Source organism: Aquimonas voraii, from assembly GCF_900101825.1.
In the GTDB taxonomy this organism is placed as follows: domain Bacteria; phylum Pseudomonadota; class Gammaproteobacteria; order Xanthomonadales; family Xanthomonadaceae; genus Aquimonas; species Aquimonas voraii.
The window spans coordinates 1-24,259 of sequence record NZ_FNAG01000020.1 but is presented as its reverse complement, the minus strand read 5'-3'; the positions used below and the strand labels follow the sequence as shown (position 1 = coordinate 24,259).

Here is a 24,259-nt window from a genome sequence, read left to right as displayed (position 1 = left end):
CCGAAAGCCCAAGGTTTCCTTGCGCAACGTTAATCGACGCAGGGTGAGTCGGCCCCTAAGGCGAGGGCGAAAGCCGTAGTCGATGGGAAGCTGGTTAATATTCCAGCACCGATCGTGATTGCGATGGAGTGACGGAGAAGGCTAGGTGTACCGGGCGTTGGTTGTCCCGGGGAAAGGCGGTAGGTGGAACCCTTAGGCAAATCCGGGGGTTCATACACCGAGCACCGAGACCAGTCCTTATGGACGAAGTCACTGAGGCCACGCTTCCAGGAAAAACTTCTAAGCTTCAGATCACGACGACCGTACCGTAATCCGACACAGGTAGGCAGGGTGAGAATCCTCAGGCGCTTGAGAGAACTCGGGTGAAGGAACTAGGCAACATAGCACCGTAACTTCGGGAGAAGGTGCGCCCTTTTTGGTGGCTCCGTGCGGAGCTGGGCTAAAGAGGGCCGCAGTGACCAGGCCGCTGCGACTGTTTATCAAAAACACAGCACTCTGCAAACACGAAAGTGGACGTATAGGGTGTGACGCCTGCCCGGTGCCGGAAGGTTAATTGATGGGGTTAGGGAAACCGAAGCTCTTGATCGAAGCCCCGGTAAACGGCGGCCGTAACTATAACGGTCCTAAGGTAGCGAAATTCCTTGTCGGGTAAGTTCCGACCTGCACGAATGGCGTAACGACAGCGGCGCTGTCTCCACCCGAGACTCAGTGAAATTGAAATCGCTGTGAAGATGCAGCGTTCCCGCGGCAAGACGGAAAGACCCCGTGAACCTTTACTACAGCTTTACACTGAACGTTGAGTTCTTCTGTGTAGGATAGGTGGGAGGCTTTGAAGCATGGACGCCAGTCTGTGTGGAGCCAACCTTGAAATACCACCCTGAAGTGCTTGACGTTCTAACCTAGGTCCGTAATCCGGATCGGGGACCGTGTATGGTGGGTAGTTTGACTGGGGCGGTCTCCTCCCAAAGAGTAACGGAGGAGCACGAAGGTGCGCTCAGCACGGTCGGACATCGTGCAGTGTGTGTAAAGGCATAAGCGCGCTTGACTGCGAGATCGACGGATCAAGCAGGTACGAAAGTAGGTCTTAGTGATCCGGTGGTTCTGTATGGAAGGGCCATCGCTCAACGGATAAAAGGTACTCCGGGGATAACAGGCTGATACCGCCCAAGAGTTCATATCGACGGCGGTGTTTGGCACCTCGATGTCGGCTCATCACATCCTGGGGCTGTAGTCGGTCCCAAGGGTATGGCTGTTCGCCATTTAAAGTGGTACGCGAGCTGGGTTCAGAACGTCGTGAGACAGTTCGGTCCCTATCTGTCGTGGGCGTTGGAGGTTTGAGAGGGGCTGCTCCTAGTACGAGAGGACCGGAGTGGACGTACCCCTGGTGTTCCGGTTGTCACGCCAGTGGCACTGCCGGGTAGCTATGTACGGAAGCGATAACCGCTGAAAGCATCTAAGCGGGAAGCGCGCCTCAAGATGAGACCTCCCGGGGCACAAGCCCCCTAAAGGAACGATGAAGACTACGTCGTTGATAGGCGCGGTGTGTAAGTGCAGCAATGCATTGAGCTAACGCGTACTAATGATCCGTGCGGCTTGATCATATAACCTCAAGACGCTTCGCCTAGAAGCTCTCCTCAACAACACGTTGAGAACAAGATCCAAATCTCTGTTACGTCCCATCCCCTTGAGAGACGGCGCGACCGGTCAATGCCAAAAGCAACACCGGACCGCGACACTCCACCGTCTCCCTGGCGACCATAGCGTTGTGGAACCACCCGATCCCATCCCGAACTCGGAAGTGAAACGCAACCGCGCCGATGGTAGTGTGGCATTTGCCATGTGAGAGTAGGTCATCGCCAGGGCCTTACACCAAAAGGGCCACCCCAATCGGGGTGGCCCTTTTCCTTTGGCCCCAAGTCGGCCAATACACCCGGACTAATCGGGCAAGCCGGGCAACGCTACACAATCCCGAGCATCCGCCACGCACAGGCTGTGCCCTCATCCACGTTCCGAGCAAAAGGCACGGCGGTGAGGCATACGCGAATCAGCCAGAGGTCAACCCGGCTTAAATCGATAGCCCGTGTTGCGAGCTTCGATCCCGACCGAAGCCTGAATGTGCTCACAAGAAATGATGCTTGTAGCGATGGCAGCTCTTGCCCTCAGCTCCTTCCGCCCCCATCCTGTGGGGTCAAGTAGAAACAAGCCACGACCATGTTCAACGATGCCAACACCATGACGGCGAGCAGCGCACAGTCGGCAGCGACGGCCGATGCGAACACGCAGTGTCCCTGTGGCGGCGGAAAGAGCTACGAACTGTGCTGCGCCCCGATTCACGCAGGGACGAAGCAGCCCCAGGACGCGCTGCAGCTGATGCGTGCCCGCTACAGTGCTTACGTCCGCAAGCGCACCGATTTCCTGTTGGCCACTTGGCACGCCAGCACGCGGCCGCCAACCTTGGATCTCAGCGATCGTCCCGGCCTGCGAACACATTGGCTTGGGCTGCAGATCATTTCCCATCGCGTTCTCGACGCAAGCCGTCAGGAAGTGAGTTTCATCGCTCGCGTGAAGGTCGGTGGCGGCCCTGCGCAGCGGATGGTAGAGCGCAGTCGCTTCCTCCTCGAGGATGGGGTCTGGTACTACGTCGACGGTGAAATCGGCCCAAAGTAGGCGCCGCCGATGAGCGCCGCGCACGAAGCGGCCCTGCTCAGTGAAGAACTGCAGGAAGACATCCGCCGTCAATATCGCCGTCTGCGAGAAAGCTTCGGCGGGTTTGTGCCGCGTGGATCGCAACGCCAGATGGTTGCTGCAGTCGCCCGTGCGCTCGTGCAAGACAAAGGCGCGCTTGCCGTCGAAGCACCGACGGGCACCGGCAAATCGATGGCCTATCTACTGGCCGCACTGCCGATCGCGATCGCGCAAAAGAAAAAGCTGCTCGTGGCCACAGCCACAGTCGCCCTGCAGGAGCAGTTGGTCGAGCGGGACATCCCCGCCTTCCTCGCTGCCACCGGCTCCGAGGCCTCGGTGGTGCTTGCCAAAGGCAGACAGCGTTACGCGTGCACGCGTAACCTCCATGAGCTGACTCGAAGCGACGCCGAGCTGCCTCAGGGGGGCTTCGATTTTGGCGTCCAGTCAACGACGGGAGCTTGGCCGCGACCGCCCCGCAGCGGTGAGGTCGAACGACTGCGATCACTTTTGGAAGCGCTGCAGTCTGGGGCCTGGGATGGCGATCTCGATCGCTCCCCTGATGACCTTGACGATGAGTCGCGCAGGCTGATCACCACCTCGGCAGGCGGCTGCAGCAATAGGCGATGCCCTTTCATCGTTTCCTGCCCCTTCGTGCTCGCTCGTAATCGGCTGAACACGGCCCAGATCATCGTTGCCAACCACGATCTGGTGCTTGCCGACCTCGAACTCGGGCGTGACGAGGACGGCTCTGGCGGCGTGTTGCTGCCGGCCCCCGGGGAGACGCTCTACGTCTTCGACGAAGCCCATCAGCTCCCAGACAAGGCCATCGATCGCGGCGGCGCCGAGGTCAACCTCGCTGACGCGCGCCGCCGCCTGCAGCGACTCGCCGCACCGCTGCGAGCGGTATATCTCGCCACTGGCAAGGAGCGGCTGGGCCGCAAGGACGCAGGCGAGATCGATGGTCTGCTGGACGAGCTGATCGACGGCATCGACCGCCTCGAGGCCGAGCTGGATGCTGCCTGGCCGCAGGCCGTGCCCACCGCCGAGCCGCTTTGGCGCGCAAGTCTTGGACAGGTGCCCGAGCCCTGGCGCCAGCTGGCGCAGGGCTTGTCGCAGCGGACCGCCGAACTCGTTCGCTGGCTGCCGCTCGCCATCAAGGCCCTGCTCGAGAGCGAGCTTCCGCCGGAGCGACGGGAAACCACCGCACGCGAACTGGGGATGGCAAGGGAGCGCATTGAAGCCCAATCGACGCTGTGGTGGCTGTGGGCCCAGGACGAAGCTGCGGACCAACTTCCACGCGCGCGCTGGCTGTCGCGAGCGGTAGATTCATCTATCACTTGCCATGCGTCCGAGGTCTCGGCAGCGCCCACGCTGCGGCGAGTGCTTTGGCCGCAGGCGGCGGGCGTTGTCCTGGCCTCCGCGACGCTGTCGATCGGCGGAGACTTCCGGAATTATGCCGCGCAGGTGGGTCTGCCGGCACACGCCGAAACCCTCGCCCTACCGTCGCCCTTTGACCTGCGGCGGCAGGCCCGACTGCAGGTGCCGCCGCTGCAGGCGTCGCCCGACGCGCGCGAGGCACATGTGCGCGAGGTGGTGAACTGGCTCGAACGGGAGCTGGACTGGGGCGCCGGCAACCTCGTGCTGTTTACATCGCGCGCCAAGCTTGAGCAGGCAGTAGAAATGCTCAAGCCCGCCTCCCGCATCCGCGTTCTTGCCCAAGGCTCGCGAAGCAAGAGCGCTCTGCTCGCGGCGCATGCCGCCGCCATCGAGTCCGGCCACGGCAGCACCCTCTTCGGACTCGCCAGCTTTGGCGAGGGGCTGGACCTGCCCGGACGCCTGTGTGAAACCGTAGTAATTACCCAGCTCCCCTTTGCCGTACCCACCGATCCCGTTGGAGCCACCTACGCGGAGTGGCTCGAGGCGAGGGGACGCAATGCCTTCGTCGAGGTGAGCATTCCGCAAGCGACACGCACCCTGATCCAGTACTGTGGCCGCCTGATTCGCAGCGAACGCGATCAGGGGCGGATCGTCATCCTCGACAATCGACTGATGACGCGCCGCTACGGAGCGCGAATCCTGGCGGCTCTGCCTGACTTCCAGCGGGAACTCGGTGCTCCGCTCGGCTGAAGCCAGCGGTCCACGCCTCTTGCCCGCCTTTGCTGTGCCCTCCCGGCGCGCTCCGACCGCCGCGTCCCACGACTCCGAACTCAACGGCTCTCGACGTCCACGGGCAGCGGCTTGAGCGGCGAGCTGTACCAGCCGACCACGCGTCCGCGTTCGAAGCGGATATGCGAGGGGCCGTACTCCCAAAGGTCGGCCTGAAGTACGAGGGGAGGGCCCAACAGGCGCTCAACATGGACCTCGCTGCTGCCGATTCGTATGTTCTGCCCGGGCTGTTTTTCCACGCTTGGCAAGCCCACAGGCTGCGCCAACGGCTCCGCCGGTGCCGGCGCGGGTGACGAGATGCTCTCGCGAGGCCCATGAATCGCCCCGCTCCAGACCAGCAGCCCCAAGGCCGCAAGTCCAAGCCACGCTGCCATGCTCAAAGAAACACCCCGCGCCCGAGGTGCTTCTTCACCGTCCCCCATTGAGCCGGGTACTGATGACGCCTCCCCTGGAGGCTCTGCAACCAGGAGTGGCGGTGTCTGCAAGACTCCGCCGGGCAGCCGGCCATGTTCGCGCTCGAAACTGCGCAGGCGCCTATACGCGCCAGTGACCTCGAGCAAGCGCTGAGTGCGGGCTTGGGAGTCCGAGCCGTCCGCGGCGCGATCCGGATGCAACTCACGAACAGCTGCCCGCCAGACACGTTCCAGCGTCTCCACGCTGCAACCGGGCTGCACGCCCAGACGCCGATAATCTGAAAGGTAGTCGTCGGTCGGCATACGCGCGTTCAAGTGTGATGGGCTTCTCATTAAGCCCGGGTCCGCTTATCATCCCAATGTCCACGGTTCTGCGAAACCCCTCACAGTGCGAAGGGGCGGAGCCGCTGTCAGGAGCCATCCGCGTGACTACCAACCTTCGCCTGCTTCAGGCCTTCTTCTGTGCGCTTGCCAGCCTGGCCGGTGCCCTTGCGACGCCCGCCCATGCGGCGGAAACGGCCGACAACCTGTACCGGATCGGCGTCGATGACCAGTTGCAGGTGGCGGTTTGGCGCAACCCAGAACTGAGCGTCAGCGTGCCGGTGCGGCCCGACGGGCGGATTTCTGTGCCGCTGGTGGGCGACGTACTTGCCGGCGGCCGCACCCCCGAGCAGGTCGCGCGCGACATCGAGCAACAGCTCGCGGCCTATGTGCGGGATCCCAAGGTCGCGGTGATCCTCACCGAGCTGCGGAGCCATGAATTCCTCTCCCGCGTGCGGGTGACCGGTGCCGTGCGTACTCCAATCTCCATCCCGTATCGGCAGGGCATGACCGTGCTGGATGCGGTGCTGCAGGCTGGTGGAGTCAACGAGTTCGCCGCCGCCAACCGCACCCGACTCTACCGTCGCGACGGTGCCGTGACCGAGGCGCTGGATGTCCGCCTCGGCGCCATTCTCGGCCGTGGTGACCTTGAGACGAACCTGGAGGTGCGCCCCGGCGATGTGATCACCGTGCCGGAGCGGGCACTGTGAACCCACCGGGCCTGCACGGACCGGCAGCCTCGCCTGGCGCCGAGCTGTTTGCCCGCTTGCCCATGCTTCTGGCCGAGTTGCGTCGGCACGGTGCACTGCTGCTCGCCGCCTTCGGTGTGATTGCCCTGGCGTTTCTTTCGACCGGCATCGTGCTGCCGCGCAAATACCAATCGGCCAGCACGATTCTGGTCAGCGAGGCCAATATCATCGGGCCGCTGATGGAGGGGCGCGCAGTGCCAACGGGCGTCGCCGATCGCGCGCGCATCGCCCGTGAGGTGATCTTCAGTCGCGCCATCATGGCCGAGATCCTGAAGGCCGGCGGTTGGGACGCCGCCGTCACCGAACCGCTCGCGCGCGAACGCCTGGTCGGCGAAATCAAGCAGCGCACGCGAATCGACAGCCCCGGGCAGAACCTCATCCGCATCACCTACACCGACGCCGAACCAGAGCGCGCCTACGCGGTGGCGAACCGCTACGCCGAGCTGTTCATCAGCGAGAGCCTCGCCGCCAAGGAACGCGAAAGCCGCGAGGCCTTCGAGTTCATCGCTTCGCGCGTCGACGAGTACCACCGCAAGCTCACCGACGCCGAGGAGCGCCTCAAGCAGTTCCGCGCGGCCAACCTCGATGCGCGGCCGGGCACGGACATCGACGTCCGCACCCGCATCTCGGAAATCCGCTCGCAGATCGAGGGCGCGCGCACCCAGCTGTCCGAGTTGCAGATGCGTGAAAACGCCCTGCAGGCGCAGATCAGCGGCGAGGCCGAAGTCTCGGACCTGCGCTCGCGCTCCGCTCAGGCACGGCAGAGAATCGCCGAGCTGCAGTCCCAACTCGACACGCTGCTGCTCGACTACACCGACTCTTATCCCGACGTGGTGCGCCTGCGCCACCAGATCGAAGACATGCAGGCCATCCTCGTTCGCGAGGAGCGCGCGGAGTCCTCGGGCGCGCGCGGTGCCGACCTCGCGGCGGCCAGCAATCCGCTCTACCAGCAGTTGCGCTCCGACCTCGCCCGCGTGCGCGGCGACATCGCCGCCCTGCGCGCGCGCATCAGCGAGAACGAAAGCCTGCTGCAGGCCGAACTCGACCGCGGTCGCCGGGTGGCCGACAGCGAGGCTTCGCTGGCCGAACTGACCCGTGACTACGAGGTCAACCGCGACATCTACCAGGACCTGCTGCGTCGCCGGGAGAACGCCCGGGTGTCGATGAGCCTCGATGCCGAGCAGCGCGGCCTCACCTTTCGCATCCAGGAGCCGGCGGCACTCCCCCTGCAGCCCACCGGGCTGCGCCTGATGCACTTCGCGATCGCCGGCCTCGGTCTTGGTGTCGCCGTACCCATGGGGCTGCTGCTCGCCCTTCTGCAGATCGATCCGCGCGCGCGCAGCGCGCAGGCGCTGGCGCAGGCATTGCCGGTGCCGGTGCTGGTGAGCATCCCCGAATTCCGCACCCGCGCCGATCGTCGTCGCACCCTCGTCAAGTTCGCCGTTGCCATCGCTGTTGTGGCTGCCGTGCTGCTGATCTACGCCTGGGCCGCGATCAGCCGAGGAGTGATCCCCCTATGAGCAAGCGTCACGAAGTCGAACCCCTGCGCGCAGCTCAGGCCCTGGCGCAGCGCGCCGGGGCACTGGCGCCCTTCAACGGGAAACAGCTCGAGGCACGGCGCATCGTCAGCCATGACATGCCCGATTCCCGGCCGGCTGACGCTTTCCGCGACCTGCGCACCCAGCTGCTGGCGCGCGCAGGCGGCGGCAACCTGAGCCTGCTGGTCGTGCCGGTCGCCCACGGCAGCGGTGCCAGCTTTGTCGCAGTCAACCTGGCCTCCGCCATGGCTTTTGATGAGCGGCGCACCGTGATCCTGGTCGACTGCTGCCTGCGTTCGCCGCAGCTGCACCGCCGCATGGACCTGCCGGCCGACGCCTTTGGCCTGGTCGACTTTCTCGAAGGCCGCGTCGAACGGATCGAACAGGTTGTCCATCCGACGGCCGTGCCGCGGGTGCTGCTGGTGCCGGCCGGTCCACGGCGTGAGGCCAGCGGCGACCTGCTGGGCTCGGCGCGCATGCGCCTGCTGCTGGATTCGCTGCGCGGCACCGACGAGGGCGTCTGCGTGGTGCTGGATGCGCCCGCGGTCGCGGCCTCGCCGGATGCCCGCATCCTCTCCAGCATGGCCGAACTCTCCGTACTGGTGGCGGGCTATGGTCGCGATACCCCGGCGGCGGTGCAGGAGGCGATCTCCGTGCTCGACCGCGTGCGCCTCGCCGGTGTCGCCTTCAACCGCGTGCCGCACTGATTCCCGCGCTCGACGACCGGCACGATCCGCCGCCTGGAGGAAGCCCATGTCCCTGAAGTCTGTCTGTGCGTCCGCGTTTGTCCTGCTCGGCCTGCAGCTGGCGGGGCCACTCGCGGCCCAGCCAGGCCCCGAGCGGCCGCTGCGTCTCGACTACCGGCTCGGCTTCGGGGTCGAACACAGCGACAACATCCGCCGCACGCCGCAAGACCCGGTCAGCGACACCGTGCTGCGCCCGAGTCTGGCCTTCACCCTGGCCGGCGACGGTGAGCGCCTGAGCGTGCAGGCCGCCGGCGACGCTGAGTTCCTCCGCTACCAGGACTCCGGCTTCGACAGCGAACTGCGCACCCGCCTCGGCCTGAGCGCCGTCTGGCGCTTGTTGCCCGAGCGCCTCAGCTGGACCTTCGAGGACTACCTCGGGCGCCAGCCCATCGATGCCTTCGCCGTCGACCGCCCGGACAACCAGCAGCGCACCAACGTGCTGGTCACTGGACCGACGCTGAGCCTGCGCCCCGATGCGCGCACCCGGGTGCTGGCGGAACTGCGCTGGATCGACGCCTGGGCCCAGCGCAGCCGCGAATTCAACAGCGAGCGCTGGAACCTGGCCCTGCGCGGCCTGCGCCAGCTGTCACCCACACAGGCCCTGAGTGCCAATCTCGAGTACAACGACACCGCGTTCGAGCAAACCAGCGCCAGCGTGCAGGACTTCGAACGGCTCGATGCCTTCCTGCGCTGGGCGCGTCGTGGTGGCAGCGTGGAGCTGGCGTTCGACGCCGGCGGCAGCCGCATCGATTTCCGCGACGCCAGCCACCGCAGCGGAGGCTTGCTCCGCCTGGGCGCCGCCTGGCTGCCCAACGAAGCCCAGCGACTGGAACTGCGCGCCGCACGGCAGTACTCCGACGCGCTGGCAGATCTGGTCGGCGCGGCACCGCGATTGGAGGATTTCGAGTTGCCGCTCGGCCTGCCCGCTGCGCGCGGCGGTTTCCTCAATCCGGATGTCTACCGCGAGTCGAGCCTCAACCTCGCCCATACCCGCAGCGCACGCGCCCTGTTCTCGCGCGTCGAGGCCTACTGGCGCGACCAGGACTACGCCCGCAGCGAGGCCCTCGACCAGCGCGTCAGCGGCTTGTTGCTGGGAGTGTCGAGACCGCTGCGCGCCACCTTGGCCCTCAACGCTTATGCCAGCCTCGACCGTCGGCATTACCTCTTGGCCGCACGCGAAGACCGCGATCGGGTTTACGGTGTGTCCCTGCGCTGGCGCTGGCTACGCCAGCTCGAACTCGAGCTCGGCGCCAGCCGCGCCCTGCGCCGCGGTAGCGTCGCCAGCGAGCACTTCGAGGAGACCCGCTATTTTCTCGGCCTGCTGTACCGGCGGGGCTGAAGCAGCGAGACTCAAGCCACTGTGCCAGTGGCGCACCGTCCCCTGCGGGCGCAGGCCCGCACCACCACGCCCTCGCTCCGGAGCCCTTGCCAAGGTGAATGCCGTGTCCCTGCTGAGCGATCCAGCTTCGGTGCGCATCGTCGAGCTGCATCTCGACGCCCTGCCGGCCGACTTCGAGCTGCTCGATCCGAGCGAGCGAGCGCGTGCGGTGCGCTTCGCCACGCCGCAGCTGCAGCGTCGATTCATCGCCGCGCATGCCGCCCTGCGGCGACTGCTCGGCTGGGCGGCGGATGCCGACCCGTCCGCGATCGCCATTGTTGCCGACGCTCAGGGCAAGCCCTGTCTGCCCGCGCATCCGCAGCTGCACTTCTCGCTGAGTCATTGCGGCGGGCAGGCGCTGGTGGCTCTGGATGCCGCGCCCGTCGGCGTCGACATCGAGGCGCTGATCCATCGCGACAGCAACGTGCTCGCTCCGCAGATCCTGGCGCCGCGCGAGCTCGAAGCCTGGCTGCGCCTGCCGCAGGCACACCGGGTGGAGGCCCTCACCGAGGCGTGGACCCGCAAGGAGGCCGCGCTGAAGGCCTGCGGTTTCGGCCTGCGGGTCGACCCGACCAGCTTCGAGGCGCCGGCGGGCGAGATCGACCTGGGGCCCGGCCGCCGCTACCGCCTGCGCGACCTGCCGGCCGTGCCCGGCCACTGCGCTGCCTTGGCACAGTCGCCCGAAGCGCGCGCGCTGCGGCGTTTCCGCCTGGGTCCCGACCATCACCTGCGGCAGCTCGAAGATCTGGACTGCGCGGCATGAGGAAGCCGCTGCCCGAGAAGCTCTGCCCGGTCTGCCAGCGCCCTTTCAGCTGGCGCAAGCGTTGGGAGCGCTGCTGGGACAGCGTCGTCTACTGCTCGGACGCCTGCCGCCGCGGCACGCCGCGCGGGCGGGCCGCCGGCGATCAGGCTGCTACCATCCCACGCGCCGTGGAGGCGGTCGTCACCGCGACTGCCGCGGCGCGCGCAAAGCGCCCACGGCGCTGAGCCTTCTGCCCGAGCGGCAGGCCGCGGGCGCGCCACCATTGAAGCCGCGCTGGGCCCGATTGCCCGCGTGCGTCCGTCACCCTGGGGGAGGGAAGGATGATTGCTGGCTGGGTCCTGCTGCTGGTGTCGCTGGTCTACATCGGCATCCTGTTCGGCGTCGCCTACTACGGTGACCGCCGCCCGCTCTATCCCGAACGCACCTGGCTGCGGCCGATCGTCTACAGCCTCGCGCTGGCGGTGTACTGCTCGTCCTGGACCTTCTACGGCGCGGTCGGCACGGCGGTCTCGAACGGCTGGGCCTTTCTGCCGATCTATCTCGGGCCGATCCTGCTGTTCCTGTTCTTCAGCGGGATCCTGAAGCGGCTGATCCAGATCGCCCGCGAGCAGTCGATCACCTCGATCGCCGATTTCATCGGCAGCCGCTTCGGCAAGTCGCAGGCGCTGGCCGCGCTGGTGACCGTGATCGCGGTGATCGCCGCGGTGCCCTACATCGCCCTGCAGTTCAAGGCCGGCGCCATGAGCATCGCCGTGATGAGCGGCGTCGGGGTGGTCGAGGGCCAGGCGCCGGTGCTGGCTGACTCGGCCTTCTACCTGGCTGTGCTGCTGGCGGTGTTCGCCATCCTGTTCGGCACCCGCCAGGTCGATGCCACCGAGCACCACCACGGTCTCATGCTGGCGGTGGCGCTGGAGTCCCTGGTCAAGCTGCTGGCCTTCATCGCCGTCGGCCTGTTCGCCCTGCACTACGTGCCCGAAGGCTGGAGCCCGCTGCGGGTGGACACGCTGGCGGCGCAGGGCATGGATGCCATCCCGCAGGGCTTCGTCACGCAGACGTTGCTCGCCTTCCTCGCCATGTTCTGTCTGCCCCGGCAGTTCCAGGTCGGCGTGGTCGAGTGCGAGAACCCGGGCGACCTGCGGCTCGCGCGCTGGCTGTTCCCGCTCTACCTCGTGATCATCTGCGTGCTGGTGCTGCCCATTGCCGCCGCCGGCACCAGCCTGTTCGCCGGCAGCGGCGCCCATCCCGATTCCTACGTGCTGCAGCTGCCGCTGGCGGCGGGCGAGAACGCGCTCGCCCTGTTCGCCTACCTCGGCGGCTTCTCGGCCGCGACCGGCATGGTGATCGTCGCCACCGTGGCGCTCGCCACCATGGTCAGCAACGACCTGGTGGTGCCTGCGCTGCTGCGCTCGGCGCGCTACGCGCACGGCGCGCCGCCGGACCTGTCTGTGCTGGTGTTGCGCACCCGCCGCATCACCATCGTCGTGCTCGCCCTGCTGGCCTATGCCTACCACCGCGCGGCGGAGACCCAGAGCAACCTCGCCGACATCGGCCTCTTGTCCTTCGTCGCAGTGGCGCAGTTCGCGCCGGCGATCATCGCCGGCCTGTACTGGCGCGGCGCCAGCCGGGTCGGTGCGATCGGCGGGCTGTTCGCCGGCTTCGCCCTGTGGACTTACACCCTGTTGCTGCCGACCCTGGCCAACGCCGGCTGGATGGACGCGGAATGGACCCGCACCGGCCTGTTCGACATCGCCTTCCTCAAGCCGCAGGCGCTGTTCGGCCTCTCGGGTTGGAATGCGATCACCCACGGCACCTTCTGGACCCTGCTGTTCAACAGCGCCGCGCTGATCCTGCTGTCGCTGCGCTACCGCCCCAGCATCGACGAGCGCCTGCGCGCCTTGCCCTTCCTCGATCCCTGGTACCGTCGCCCGGTCGGCGCGGTGACCGAATGGCGCGGCCGGCTGTCGGTGGCCGACCTGCGCCTGATCGCCGAGCGCATCCTCGGCGCCCGCGCCACCGTGCGTGCCTTCGAGGACTACGCGCGTGAGACTGGCCGCGTGCTTGCCGATGCGGATGCCGCGGAGCGCGGCCTCCTGCAGTACACCGAGCGCCTGCTCGCCGGCGCCATCGGCGGCGCCTCGGCGCGGCGCGTGCTGACCACCGCGCTGCGCGGCACCGGCCTCGATCTGGGCGAAGTGGTCTCGCTGCTCGACGAAGCCTCGCAGGAGCTGCGCTTCAACCGCGAGCTGCTGTCGGCGACGCTGGAGAACATCTCGCAGGGCATCAGCGTGGTCGACGGCGAGATGCGCCTGGTCGCCTGGAACCGCCGCTACCTGCAGATGTTCGACTACCCCGAGGGCATGGTCTATGTCGGTCGCCCGGTGGCCGACCTGATCCGCTACAACGCCGAGCGCGGCGAGTGCGGCCCCGGTGACGTCGACGAGCACGTCGACAAACGCGTGCGCTACATGCAGCGCGGCAGCCCGCACGTATTCGAGCGCGTGCGGCCCGACGGCAGCGTGATCGAAATGCGCGGCCGGCCGATGCCCGGCGGCGGCTTCGTCACCACCTTCACCGACGTCACCGCCTACAAGCGCGTCGAGCACGCGCTGATCGACGCCAACGAAACCCTGGAGCAGCGCGTCGCCCAGCGTACCGGCGAGCTGACCCATGCGCTCGAAGCGCAGCGCGCCGCCAAGCAGGAGGCCGAGGCCGCCAACCAGTCCAAGACCCGCTTCCTCGCCGCCGCCAGCCACGACCTGCTGCAGCCGATGAACGCCGCGCGCCTGTTCACCGCGGCGCTCGCGGCCAAGCCGCAGGCCGATGCCGACGCCCGGCTGCTGTCCTCGCGCATCGACAGCGCCCTGCGCGCCGCCGAGGACCTGCTCGATGGCCTGCTCGACATCTCGCGCCTCGATTCCGGTTCGCTCAAGCCCGAGCCCACCGTGTTCGCGGCCGGCGAGCTGTGCCGCTCGCTGCAGGAGCAGTTCGCGCCGATGGCCGAGCAGCGCGGCCTGGAGCTGCGCGTGCACGCGCCTGCGCTGGCCCTGCGCAGCGATCGCGGGTTGATGCGCCGCATCCTGCAGAACTTCGTCGCCAATGCCCTGCGCTACACCCAGCACGGCGGCGTGCTGCTGGCCGCGCGCGCGCGCGGCGACAGCGTCGAGTTCCAGGTCTGGGACACCGGCCCCGGCATCTCGGCCGAGCACAGCGCGGTGATCTTCCAGGAGTTCCGCCGGCTGGAGCAGCCTTCGCCCTGGGGTGAGAAGGGCCTGGGCCTCGGCCTGTCGATCTGCGAGCGCATCGCCCGCATGCTCGACCATCCGATCGCCCTGCGCTCCTTGCCGGGTCGCGGCAGTGTGTTCAGCGTGCGCGCACCGCGGGCAGCGCTCGGTGACATCGCCGCGCCGCGACCGATCGAGAGCAGCCCCGGCCCGGTCGAGGGCCTGCGCGTGCTCTGCGTCGACAACGACCCCAGCATTCTCGAGGGCATGCGCGCCCTGCTCGAACGCTGGGGTCTTGCCGTGGACACGGTCACCGGTCTGGAGGCCGCACTGCTGCAGGCGCGTGAGCAGCGGCCCGACATGCTGCTGGTCGACCTGCATCTGGGCGAGAGCCTGGACGGCCTCGCTGTCATCGACATCCTGCGCCGCGAGCTGCAGCCGGATGCGCCGCCGGCCGCCCTGGTCACCGCCGAAAGCGGCGACGAGCTGCGTCGTCGCTGTCGCGAAGCGGGCTATCCCCTGCTCAACAAGCCGGTGCGGCCGGCCGCCCTGCGCGCGCTGATCGCCGCGCTGTCGAAACGCCGCGAGCGGCCCTCGGCAGTGGCCTGAGCCGCGCGCTGCCGACCCCGCCAGGTGATTCGGGCAACTCCCGCGGCGCTCCGCCGCGGCGACCTCGCTAGCCCTCTCCCTGCAGGCGCTGCAGGGCTTCGCGTGCGCGCCGCAGCAGTCGACTGCTGTCGCCCTCGGCGCCTTCAAGCAGCGGAGGCAAGGCCGCCGCCAGCAGCGCACGGGCGCCTTCGCGGTCGCCCTCGGTTTCGGCGAGCAGGCCGCGCAGCGCGGCCAGGCTGTGCTGCCAGTGCTCGCGGCTGCGCTGACCTGCCAGTGCGTCCACGTCGAGCGTCCCGATCAGGTCGCGGGCAGCGCCGCCGTGGCCCAGCTCGACCTCGACGCAGGCCCGCACGAAGGCGAGGTCCTGCGCCTGTGGCGCATCGCCGCCCAGCGCTGCCGCCAGCGCCGCGTGCGCGGGGCGCAGTTCGGCGGCGGCGTCCTCCGGTCGGCCCATCTCGTAGAGCAGGCGGCCCAAGTTGCCGCGGCTCACCTGGGTCATGTTGTGGGCGTCGCCCAAGCGTGCGCGAATCCGCTGGTAGACCGTCTCGGCATAGGGCAGGGCGCGTGCCCAATCGCGGCGGCCGTAATGCACCGCCATCAGTTCATTGAGCAGGCCGAGATGCCGGCTGTGCGCGTCGCCAAGGCGCTCGACGATCACGGGTTGCGCCGCCAGCAGCATCGCTTCGGCCCGGGCGCCCTTGTCGAGCTCGCTGTAGGCCCGCGCCGCGGCGACCTGGGTCAGGGCCACCAGCAGCCGGTGGTCGCCGCTGCGGGTTTCCGCCTCCGCGATCAGCGCCTCGGCAACCGCGCGGGCCTCGGCATGTGCGCCCGAGTAGATCAGCGCCACCACCAGATCCACCCGCAGGCTGTCACGGAGTGCTTCGTTGCCGGGTTCGGCGAGGCCGACGTTGGCGAGCGCCTCGCGTAGTTCGGGCACGGCCTGGGCGAAGGCATTGCGATTGAAGTGATAGCTCGACCGGGCCTTGGCCAGCGCGTGACGGTGGCCGGCGTCCTTGCTGTCGGCCACGGCCTCCAGCGCGGCGAGTTCGGCTTCGGCTTCGTCGAAGCGCGCCAGGCGGGTCAGCAGATGCACGCGCAGGGCGCGGGCGCGAACGCTTTCCGCGCTCGAGGCGCCAAGCTCGCGATCGAACAGCGCGACCGCGCGCGTGGCCTCCTGCTCGCCTTCCTGCCAGGCGTCCAACGCGGCGAACAGGCCGGCGAGGCTGGCGCGCACGCTGGCTTCGGCCAGGGGCTGATTGGCGAATCGCGAAGCCAGCCGTTCGCGCGCCGACAGCAGCACATCGCGCAGCGGTGCCTCCGCACCGCGCGCCAGCACCAGCGGATTGGCGCGGCTGATCAGGTCCTCGCTCAGGAACCGGGTGACCGCATTGGCGCGAGCCAGTTGTGCCTCCGCCTCACGACGCGCCTGTTCGGTGCGCTGCTGCAGAACGACGGCGGTGCCGAATCCCAGCGCGAGTGCAGCCAGCAGAGCCCAGACGAAAGGTCGACGGGCGCGGGCGCGGGCCAGCGCAGCGCTGGCCAGCCGGGCCTCGCGTTCGCCGCGCTCGGCCAGGGCCAGCTGCGCCCGCCGCTGCGGCAGCGCGCGCAGGCGCGCGGCCAGTTCGGCGGCGCTGGGCAGCCGCTGGCGCGGGTCGCCGTGGGTGGCATGCTGCAGGTCCTCGCCCAGCAGGGGATCGTCGATGGCCTGCTCCCAGCCCGGTGCCATCGGCTGACGCAGGCGCTCACTCAGCAGCTGGTACAGCAGCACGCCGAGTGCGTACACGTCGCTGCGCGCAGTCGGGGTCTGCCCGGCGAACACCTCGGGCGCCAGATAGAGCAGGGTGCCCGACTGCGAATCCGCGCCCAGGTTCTCGGTGAGGGTCAGGCCCATGCGCGTGATGCCGAGCTGCTGCAGCCGCTCGGGATCGAGCATGCGGCCGCTGCCGAAGTCGGTCAGACGCAGCCGCGCTGCCGCGCCCTCACCCTGCACCAGCACGTTCGCAGGCTTCAGGTCCTTGTGCAGCACCCCGACCGCATGCGCCGCGGCCACCGCATCGGCAATCTGCAGGAACAGGTCGATGCGCGCTTCGCGCGACAGCGACCCCAGATGCCGCTCGCACCAGCTCTGCAGGTCGAGGCCGCCGTACTCGCATTCGAGGAAGAACGGCGGCTCCGAGAAGTTCCAGTCGATCAGCGCGGCGAAGTGGGCGGGGTCGACCTCGCTGTCCTGCAGCACCCGCAGCAGGGTCGCCTCGCGCTTCAGGCTGCGCAGGCGTTCGCCGTCGAGCGCGAACTTGTAGACACGCGGCTCGCGGGTCTTGGCGTGCTCGGCCAGCCAGACCTCGCTGCCGCGGTGTGCGCCCAGCGGCCGGCGCAGCACGAAGTTCGGACGCCCCGGCACCGGATCGCCCGCGCGCAGCTCCAGTGTCGCCGCCGGCGGGCGGCCCACCGCCACGCGCGTGACCGGGCCCTCCAGGCGGTAGCCGATCCGCGCCTGGGTGGTGATGTGCTCGGCATTGGCTTCACCCAGCGCCCGCCGCAGCTTGGTGACCGCATTCGGCAGCACCTTGTCGACGGTGACCCGCCCCGCCCAGACCTCGCGGAACAGTTCCTCCTTGGTGACCACCTCGCCGGCGTGGCGCAGCAGGCAGGACAGCACCTCCAGCGCCCGCCGCTCGACCTCCACCGGCAGGCCGGCCACCTTGAGCTCGAAGCGCGACTCGTCGAATTCGGCGCTGCCGAAGCGGAAGCAGTAGAGGGCACGGTCCATCGGGTGCGGCCAGCAGCGGAGGGTGGGGCGGCGGACCCTAGCACGCGTCTCCGCGCCCATGAATCCCGGCCTCAGCCGCCGGCCGAAGCGCGCCAGGCGCGAAATTACCGAAGCGTTACCGCTTTTGGTCGGGACGATACCGTGGCTGCGGGCAGGCCCCGCCTAGACTGCGCGCCCCTCGACCGGACGAGGGCCCGTTCACACCCAAGGAAGACCCTGCCCATGAGCGTTCATCGCCACCTGCTCTGCGCCGCCCTGGCGCTGCTGCCAGTTTCCGTCTTCGCCCAGTCCGTGGACTGGCGAGTGCTCGCCTCCGACAGCGGCCAGGTGCTCGCCCCCGGGCTGCCAAGCGCCAGCCGCAACCTGCAGGAGCCCCTGCTGGGCGACCGCGGCCGCGATCTGATCGGCCTGCGGATCAGCTCACCCAGTGCCCAGGTAGGCTTCTGGGCCTGGCAGGGGGGCAGCTTCCAACGCTGGTTCCAACTTGGCGCCTCCGGTGCGGTGGGCCCGGGCCGCAGCGGTGCCGAGGCCGGCCACCAGTTCCTCGACTTCGTCAGCGGCTACGGTGCGGCCGCACCCGACGGCCAGCGCCTGGTGCGGGCGCGCGCCGGTGACCCGAACGCCACCTTGAACAGCAGCTGGGGCCTGTGGCGCTGGGACGGCAGCCGCAACATCGAGATCGCCCGCCAAGGCACCGACGGCGTGCTCGGACCGAACCTGGGTGCCAACTGGGTATTCGATTCGGGCACCACCAGCTTCGCCGAGGGGCAGATGCTGAGCGGCGGCCGCGTCCTGCTGGTGGCCACCGTGGTGAGTCCGGGCAACGTCGAGAGCCGGCTGGTGGCCCGCCATGAGCCGGGGTTCGGCAACCGCCCCTGCCTGCGCAGCGGCAGCACCGACCCGGCGTTGGCGCCGGGGCTGGCGGTGGGCGACAGCTTCCTGAGCTTCTCCCAGACCCTCGACCGCTTCGCCAGCACGCCCGAGGGTCGCGTCTTCGCCCGGCTGCCCGCCACCAACACCCGCGAGGCGATCTTCGTACTCTGCGAGGGCGCGCCACGGGCGATTGCCGCCAACCGCGACACCGCCGCGCTGGGCCCCTTCGTCGCCGAGGCCGGCGCCGAGTTCGCGGACTTCTTGCGCCTGCGGCCCTCGCCCACGCAGGGCCTGGTGTTCGCCGCCGACTGGCGCATGCCGGGCATCGGCAGCCGCCCCGGCATCTTCCGGCATGACGGCAGCCGCAACCTGCCGGTGGCCTACGGCGACAGCACGGGCTATTACGGGCCCAACTGGCTGGGTTCGACCTGGGCGAGCATGGCCGACTTGAGCGTGGCCGACGACTGGTCCGCGTTCATCGCCAGCGTCCGCACCACCGACGGCGGCAGCGCCACCGGCCTGTGGCGCGTGCGCATGGGCGAGCGCCCCCAACTCGTCGCCCTGCTGAGCCTCACCGACCCCGCTTACGTGCCCGAGCCCGGCCGCACCTGGCGGACCTTCAATGCGATGGCCGTGCTGCGCGACGGCAGCGTCGTGCTGGATGCCAGCACCAACCCCAACCAGACCCGCGACCTCTGGCTGCTGAAGCCGCCGCAGGCGCCGCGCCGTCTGCTGTCGATCGGCCAGACCCTGCAGGTGCCGACTGCCAGCGGCCCGGTGGCCACCGCGGTGGCAAACTTCTCCCTGCCTGGCGACAGCAACCCCGAGACCGGCCGCGACGGCTGGATCGGCGATGACGGGCAGCTGCTGGTTCGAGTCTCTTCCAACACCTACGGCGCGGTTCTGGTCACCACGCGGTTGAGCCTGCCGCCGCCGGGCGCGCTGTTCGCCGACAGCTTCGAGTAAATCGCCCAAGCGGCCGCCCCTTGCGCCTGCCGGGCGCGAGGAGCGTGGGCAGACCGCGGTCGCCCTGCGCGGAGCCTGGCGAAGCGTGTGCTGGGTCCGTGCACCGCCGATGCGTGCGCGACACACTGCGCAGCCCTCTCCGCACGGATGCCGCCATGCTCGACCTGCACTACTGGCCCACCCCGAACGGCCACAAGATCACCCTGATGCTGGAGGAGTGCGGGCTCGACTACCGCATCCTGCCGGTCGACATCGGCAGCGGCGCGCAGTTCGAGCCGGAGTTTCTCAAGATCGCGCCCAACAACCGCATGCCGGCCCTGGTCGACCACGCGCCGGCCGATGGCGGCGGCCCGCTCAGCCTGTTCGAGTCCGGCGCGATCCTGCTGTACCTGGCCGAGAAGACCGGCCGCTTCCTGCCCACCGATCTGCGCGGCCGCAACGAGGTGCTGCAGTGGCTGTTCTGGCAGATGGCGGGGCTGGGGCCCATGCTCGGCCAGAACCACCATTTCAACGTCTACGCGCCGGAGAAGATCCCCTACGCCATCGATCGCTACGTGCGTGAGACCGCGCGCCTGTACGGTGTGCTCGACCGCCGCCTGGCCGATCGCGACTTCATCGCCGGCGCCTACAGCATCGCCGACATGGCCTGCTACCCGTGGATCGTGCCGCACGAGCGCCAGGGCATGCGCCTTGCCGACTACCCGAACCTGCGGCGCTGGTTCGAGGCGATCGCCGCGCGCCCGGCCACGGTGGCGGCCTACGCCAAGGGCAAGCCCTGGGAGCGCACGGGGCCGATGAGCGAGGCGCAGAAGCGCATCCTGTTCGGCACCCAACCGGCCTGAGCCACCGCCGCCATGCCGCTTCGCCGTGGTCTGTGCGCCGATCCGTCACTGTTCGTGGCACGCCGCCTGCACGGGGCCGCGCATGCTTGAGACCACACCCGGCCTGCTCACCCGCTTCATCGAGATGATCGGTGACGCGGTCTGCGTGGTCGATCGCGAGGGCTGCTTCCAGTACATCAGCCCCGGCGGGCGCGAAGTGTTCGGGCGCGAGCCCGAGGCCATGCTCGGCACGCGCATGCTCGATTACCTGCATCCGGAGGACCATGCGCGCACGCTGGCGGCGGCCGCCGCGGTGATGCGCGGCGAGGCGCTGCGCAACTTCCACAACCGCTACCTGCGCGCCGACGGCAGCGTGGTCGACCTGCTGTGGTCGGCACGCTGGTTCGAGGACGTGCAGCTGCGCATTGCCGTCGCCCGCGATGTCACCGAGCTCAAGCGGGCCGAAGCGCAGCTCGTCGCGATGGCCCGCACCGACCCTCTGACCGGCCTCGCCAACCGCCTGCAGATGCACGAGTGGCTGCAGCAGGCGCTCGCCCGGGCCGCTGAGAATGGTGCGCGTCTTGCGCTGCTGTATCTCGACCTCGACCGCTTCAAGGACATCAACGACCGCCACGGCCATCCCTTCGGTGACCGCGTGCTGCAGGCTTTCGGTGCGCGACTGCGGGCACTGCTGGCGCCCGGCTGGCGCGCGGCGCGGCTGGGCGGCGACGAATTCCTGGTGCTGCTGCCCGAGGTCGCCTCGGCAGCGGCCGCCCAGGCTGCGGCCGAAGCCCTCTGCGCGCGCCTGTCCGAGCCGCTGGACGTGCACGGCCACCGCATCACGCCGGGCCCGAGCATCGGCCTCGCCTTCTACCCCGACGAAGCGGACGACGTCGAAAACCTGGTGCGCGAAGCCGACCGCGCCATGTACCGCGCCAAGGCCGCGGGCGGCAGCTGCGTGCGTGGCGGTGCGCTCATGCGAGCGCCAGCACCGACGGCGTGAGCGCAACAAACGGCGCACCCTCGGCGGCGCAGTCGTAGCGCGTCCAGCGACAGATCCGCTCGCCGTTCGCCGCGCTCCACTCGATCAGGTTCACCGAGTTCGGCGCGCCGGGCCGCACGCGCCGCGACACCGCCGTGCCGGCATTGATCGCCCAGGCCGTGCGCGCCTGCGGCAGACGCGCGGCGAACGGCCAGTGGATGTGCCCGGCGAGGCACAGGTCCGCACCGGCCTCGACCCAGGCCGCCAGCGCAGCATCCGCGCCGTGGCAGCGGTTGTGCGCATCCTCGGCACGTTCCACCCACAGCGGCTGGTGCGTCACCACCAGCTTGAGATCCGCCGCCGGCAGCGCGCGCAGGGCGGCGGCCACAGCCTCGACCTGCGCCGGCGACACCTCACCGTCGATATGCCGCCAACGCCGCGTGGTTTTCACCGCGATCGCATGCACGCCCGGCAGGCTGATCGTCGGCGCCAGCGCCGCCACCTCCAGCCCCGCGCAGTAGCGCGCATAGGGCGAAAGCGCGCGCTGCCACAGTGCGAACAGCGGGATGTCGTGATTGCCCGGCAGCAGCAGGCGCGGGCAGGGCGGTAGCGCGTCCAGAAAGCGCCGCGCTGCGGCGAACTGCGCGTGCGTGGCTCGTTGGGTGATGTCGCCCGAGACCACGATCAGCTGCGGCGACAGCGTCTGCGCCAGCGCGATCAGCGCCTCCACCACCTGCGGCCGCTCGGTGCCGAAATGGGTGTCCGACAGATGCAGGATGCGCGTCATGCCCCAGCCTCCGCGCGCCGCGCCGGCACCAGCAGCGGCAGCCGCGTTTCGCTCACCCGGAAACACAGCGGCGGCCGCATCCGCGCCACCTCGCCGTCGCAGGCCACACGCACGCTGCGGCGCCCGCGCGTGGGCTGCACCAGCAGCTGCTCGAACACGAACGCGTGCGCGCGCGCATCGTTCTGCCACTGTCCGGTCAGCCCGCGCAGGGCCACGCGCAGCAGGGCCAGGCGATCCTGCGGGCGCAGGGTGAACCCGAGCAGTTGCCCGCGCTCGACGGCTTCGGCTTCGGGCAGACCCAGCTGCTCGAGCTGCAGGCGGTTGATGCCGGCGCCGAAGCTCAGCACTTGCTCACGGCGCTCACCCTCGGCATCGCGCAGGTGCAGCTCAAGCCGGGGGTGTGGACGCAGCAGGGTGTTCAGCCCCGCCCACAGCGCCACCAGGCGCGAGCGGCCCAGTCGGCGCTTGAACGCCTCGCGGTCCTGCAGCAGGCGCCGGTACAGGCCGATGCTGGCGTTGATCAGGAACACCCGCTCGTTCACCAAGCCCACCGGCACGTCGCGCAGCTCGGCATCCAGCAGATCGCGCGCGGCCGTCTCGATGTGTTCGGACAAGCCCTGGCTGCGCCCGAAGAAATTGAAGGTGCCCTGCGGCAGCGCGCCGAAGGGCAGGCCCGTGCCCAGCACCTGCTGCACCACCGCATTGATGGTGCCGTCGCCGCCCGCCGCCACCACCGCGCCACCCGATTCGCGCGCCGATGCAATCGCCCCCGTGATCTGCGCCGACAGCTCACGCGGATGCCGCACCAGCCGCACCTGCACCGCGCGCCCGCCCTCGCGCAGCACCCGCTCGACGCAGGCGCGCCGGGCCTGCGCCTCGGTGCGGCCGGAGCCGGTATTCATCACCACGTCGAAGTGGGGCAGGGGCTGCATGGGAGCTCGGTAGCCGATGGCGGGCGGACACTTCACCAGCGATCGACTACCTCCTCGTAGAGATCGTGCGCGATCATCCGCTCCGCTAGCTTTTCAGAGCGCAGGCCGGCCTTGAACGCGAGGAGAAAGGATTCCTTCGCCTTTGGGATCTCTTGCATTCGCTCCAAGACGATGCCGCGGTTGTAGTGGATCTCGCCGAGCTCGGTCGTCAGTCCGGCTGCAGTGTCGTAGGCACGCAGCGCCTCTTCGAATCGGCCGATATCGGAAAGCGCATTGCCCCTGTTGACATGATCGTTCCAGACGTCATCAGGGCGCAGCGATATCGCGATGTCATAGGCCTCTATCGCCTTCTCGGAATGCCCGGCTGCGTTCAGACCCATGCCGAGGTTCCGCCACGCACGAGCCTGGGTGGATTGCTCGAGGTTTCCTTCAGCGATGCATCGGGATGTCAGCTCGACTGAGCGCATATAGTTGCCGCGCTGGTATTCGCTCCAGCCGGCATGGCAGTCGGTCATGTTTTCCGCGGCGAGCGTGGTAGAGCTCACAGCCGTGGCGAGAAGTGCGCAAAATTTAGCGAGTCGAAGAGTCATTTGAGCCTCAAGCCATCAATGCGAAAGCAATACGGGGCCAGTTCTTGTGTTGACACATCAAGTGTCTCCGGTTGTCGGAGGATCACACCAGAGACGGCGGGCGCGCTTGGGGCCCAAGCTTGCCAACGACCACTCCGCGCAAGTAGCAAAACAAGACTTGACCCCGGATTTCGCTATCTATTGCGGAGAAAGTGAACCTGACCCCCTTTCCGCGACCGTGCTTTCATTAAGGGCTAACGTTTGAGCTAAGCGGGAGCCAGCGGCAGGACGCCAGGCCCGTGAGGCGGATGATGACCTACACCGCTTCGCGGGCCTGGTGGCCTGCCGTTGGCGCTCCGCTTGAGCGAAGGGTTAGGCGTCACTTCCATTTGCCTGCGGAAAGAGCTGGAAGACGTTTGCCGCACTGGACCACTCAAAGTCTTGCTTCATGCGGTAGTCCCAATCTCGCCGCCAATGTCGGCTTTCGAGCAGCGCTTGAAGTGCAGTGTGTGTGACCTCAGGATCGTGTACCTGAAAGAGTAGCTCTCGCTGCTCGTTCCATGTGCTGCGCGCAAGAAAGAGAGCATTCGCTCCACCGTTCTCCGTTCTTCCGCCTAGCACAACCTCTTCGATCTCATCTCCGATCTCAAACAAGAGCGAACTTTCCTCTTCCGAGGGCATGCCGTTCTCGATCAGTTCCCTCGCGCCGAGGGTTACGCACAGGTGCCACGAGAAGACCTCAATGTGAGGAAAGCCGAGTAGAGCATCGTTGACCACGATGACCTCGGGAAGTCCGGAGCGCTTCACATTGAAGAGCGAGTAGTGCGGCTCTGGGACTTCAATGGTGACCGTACGGGGATGCATGCCCTGTGACGCCTAACGCCGTGCTAACCGGCCGCGGGCCGGAAGTGGTTGATGAAAACGTGGCCTCTCCCCGCAGGTCCGGTTGAGCACATAGTTAGGCGCCAGA

The 24,259-nt window shown here is 68.3% G+C and carries 18 protein-coding genes and 2 rRNA genes; 14 read left to right on the top strand and 6 right to left on the bottom strand.

Annotated elements, in window-relative coordinates:
* The 4 genes from BLP83_RS17420 to dinG form a co-directional block, all read left to right on the top strand.
* Positions 1–1,601, top strand: a 23S ribosomal RNA gene (locus tag BLP83_RS17420); the annotation flags it as partial.
* A 146-nt stretch (positions 1,602–1,747) separates the two neighbouring features.
* Positions 1,748–1,862, top strand: a 5S ribosomal RNA gene (gene rrf / locus BLP83_RS17415).
* Between the two features lie 349 nt (positions 1,863–2,211).
* Positions 2,212–2,667, top strand: a complete 456-nt coding sequence (locus BLP83_RS17410) for a YchJ family protein (protein ID WP_245680076.1) — start codon at positions 2,212–2,214, stop codon at positions 2,665–2,667.
* Positions 2,668–2,676: 9 nt separating this feature from the next.
* Complete coding sequence (gene dinG / locus BLP83_RS17405) at positions 2,677–4,812, top strand: ATP-dependent DNA helicase DinG (protein WP_245680075.1); 2,136 nt, start codon at positions 2,677–2,679, stop codon at positions 4,810–4,812.
* An 80-nt stretch (positions 4,813–4,892) separates the two neighbouring features.
* Here dinG and BLP83_RS19300 read toward each other — a convergent pair whose 3' ends face one another.
* Complete coding sequence (locus BLP83_RS19300; RefSeq protein ID WP_281187141.1) at positions 4,893–5,027, bottom strand: hypothetical protein; 135 nt, start codon at positions 5,025–5,027, stop codon at positions 4,893–4,895.
* Positions 5,028–5,689: 662 nt separating this feature from the next.
* Between BLP83_RS19300 and BLP83_RS17390 the strand changes: the two genes are divergently transcribed.
* The 7 genes from BLP83_RS17390 (at position 5,690) to BLP83_RS17365 (ending at position 14,589) form a co-directional block, all read left to right on the top strand.
* Positions 5,690–6,295: an XrtA/PEP-CTERM system exopolysaccharide export protein gene (locus BLP83_RS17390; protein WP_245680074.1), complete on the top strand. Its 606-nt coding sequence runs from the start codon at positions 5,690–5,692 to the stop codon at positions 6,293–6,295.
* Positions 6,292–7,854: an XrtA system polysaccharide chain length determinant gene (locus BLP83_RS17385; RefSeq protein ID WP_245680073.1), complete on the top strand. Its 1,563-nt coding sequence runs from the start codon at positions 6,292–6,294 to the stop codon at positions 7,852–7,854. The genes BLP83_RS17390 and BLP83_RS17385 overlap by 4 nt, the downstream gene beginning before the upstream one ends.
* Positions 7,851–8,579 (top strand): CpsD/CapB family tyrosine-protein kinase, encoded by a 729-nt coding sequence (locus BLP83_RS17380; RefSeq protein WP_091245926.1) that lies wholly within the window; start codon positions 7,851–7,853, stop codon positions 8,577–8,579. Before BLP83_RS17385 ends, BLP83_RS17380 begins: the two co-directional genes overlap by 4 nt.
* A gap of 46 nt (positions 8,580–8,625) precedes the next feature.
* A complete protein-coding gene (locus tag BLP83_RS18805) occupies positions 8,626–9,957 on the top strand; it encodes a hypothetical protein (protein ID WP_176764274.1) in 1,332 nt (443 codons plus the stop codon).
* A 103-nt stretch (positions 9,958–10,060) separates the two neighbouring features.
* Positions 10,061–10,759 carry a 4'-phosphopantetheinyl transferase family protein gene (locus BLP83_RS18800; protein ID WP_176764273.1) on the top strand — a complete coding sequence of 233 codons (699 nt, stop codon included), beginning with the start codon at positions 10,061–10,063 and terminating at the stop codon, positions 10,757–10,759.
* Complete coding sequence (locus BLP83_RS19445) at positions 10,756–10,983, top strand: DUF2256 domain-containing protein (protein WP_091245922.1); 228 nt, start codon at positions 10,756–10,758, stop codon at positions 10,981–10,983. The genes BLP83_RS18800 and BLP83_RS19445 overlap by 4 nt, the downstream gene beginning before the upstream one ends.
* A 96-nt stretch (positions 10,984–11,079) precedes the next feature.
* Positions 11,080–14,589, top strand: a complete 3,510-nt coding sequence (locus BLP83_RS17365) for a PAS domain-containing hybrid sensor histidine kinase/response regulator (protein WP_091245918.1) — start codon at positions 11,080–11,082, stop codon at positions 14,587–14,589.
* Positions 14,590–14,656: 67 nt separating this feature from the next.
* On the opposite strand, the gene BLP83_RS17360 is transcribed toward BLP83_RS17365, so the two are convergent.
* The gene (locus BLP83_RS17360; protein ID WP_176764272.1) at positions 14,657–17,359 is read right to left on the bottom strand and encodes a protein kinase domain-containing protein; all 2,703 of its coding nucleotides are present in this window, start codon (positions 17,357–17,359) and stop codon (positions 14,657–14,659) included.
* A gap of 222 nt (positions 17,360–17,581) precedes the next feature.
* Here BLP83_RS17360 and BLP83_RS17355 point away from each other — a divergent pair, with 222 nt between their 5' ends.
* The 3 genes from BLP83_RS17355 (at position 17,582) to BLP83_RS17345 (ending at position 21,022) form a co-directional block, all read left to right on the top strand.
* Positions 17,582–19,198, top strand: coding sequence for a hypothetical protein (locus BLP83_RS17355; protein WP_091245911.1), 1,617 nt, complete (start codon positions 17,582–17,584; stop codon positions 19,196–19,198).
* Between the two features lie 155 nt (positions 19,199–19,353).
* Positions 19,354–20,040, top strand: coding sequence for a glutathione S-transferase N-terminal domain-containing protein (locus BLP83_RS17350; protein WP_091245908.1), 687 nt, complete (start codon positions 19,354–19,356; stop codon positions 20,038–20,040).
* A gap of 82 nt (positions 20,041–20,122) precedes the next feature.
* The gene (locus BLP83_RS17345; protein ID WP_091245906.1) at positions 20,123–21,022 is read left to right on the top strand and encodes a sensor domain-containing diguanylate cyclase; all 900 of its coding nucleotides are present in this window, start codon (positions 20,123–20,125) and stop codon (positions 21,020–21,022) included.
* On the opposite strand, the gene BLP83_RS17340 is transcribed toward BLP83_RS17345, so the two are convergent.
* From BLP83_RS17340 to BLP83_RS17325, 4 genes are all read right to left on the bottom strand, one after another.
* The gene (locus tag BLP83_RS17340; RefSeq protein ID WP_091245902.1) at positions 20,994–21,788 is read right to left on the bottom strand and encodes a metallophosphoesterase family protein; all 795 of its coding nucleotides are present in this window, start codon (positions 21,786–21,788) and stop codon (positions 20,994–20,996) included. The genes BLP83_RS17345 and BLP83_RS17340 overlap by 29 nt on opposite strands.
* Positions 21,785–22,720, bottom strand: a complete 936-nt coding sequence (locus BLP83_RS17335; RefSeq protein WP_091245898.1) for a diacylglycerol/lipid kinase family protein — start codon at positions 22,718–22,720, stop codon at positions 21,785–21,787. The genes BLP83_RS17340 and BLP83_RS17335 overlap by 4 nt, the downstream gene beginning before the upstream one ends.
* Positions 22,721–22,752: 32 nt before the next feature.
* Positions 22,753–23,310 carry a tetratricopeptide repeat protein gene (locus BLP83_RS18475; RefSeq protein WP_143006762.1) on the bottom strand — a complete coding sequence of 186 codons (558 nt, stop codon included), beginning with the start codon at positions 23,308–23,310 and terminating at the stop codon, positions 22,753–22,755.
* Between the two features lie 351 nt (positions 23,311–23,661).
* Complete coding sequence (locus BLP83_RS17325) at positions 23,662–24,153, bottom strand: DUF695 domain-containing protein (protein ID WP_091245890.1); 492 nt, start codon at positions 24,151–24,153, stop codon at positions 23,662–23,664.
* Positions 24,154–24,259: the final 106 nt, after the last annotated feature.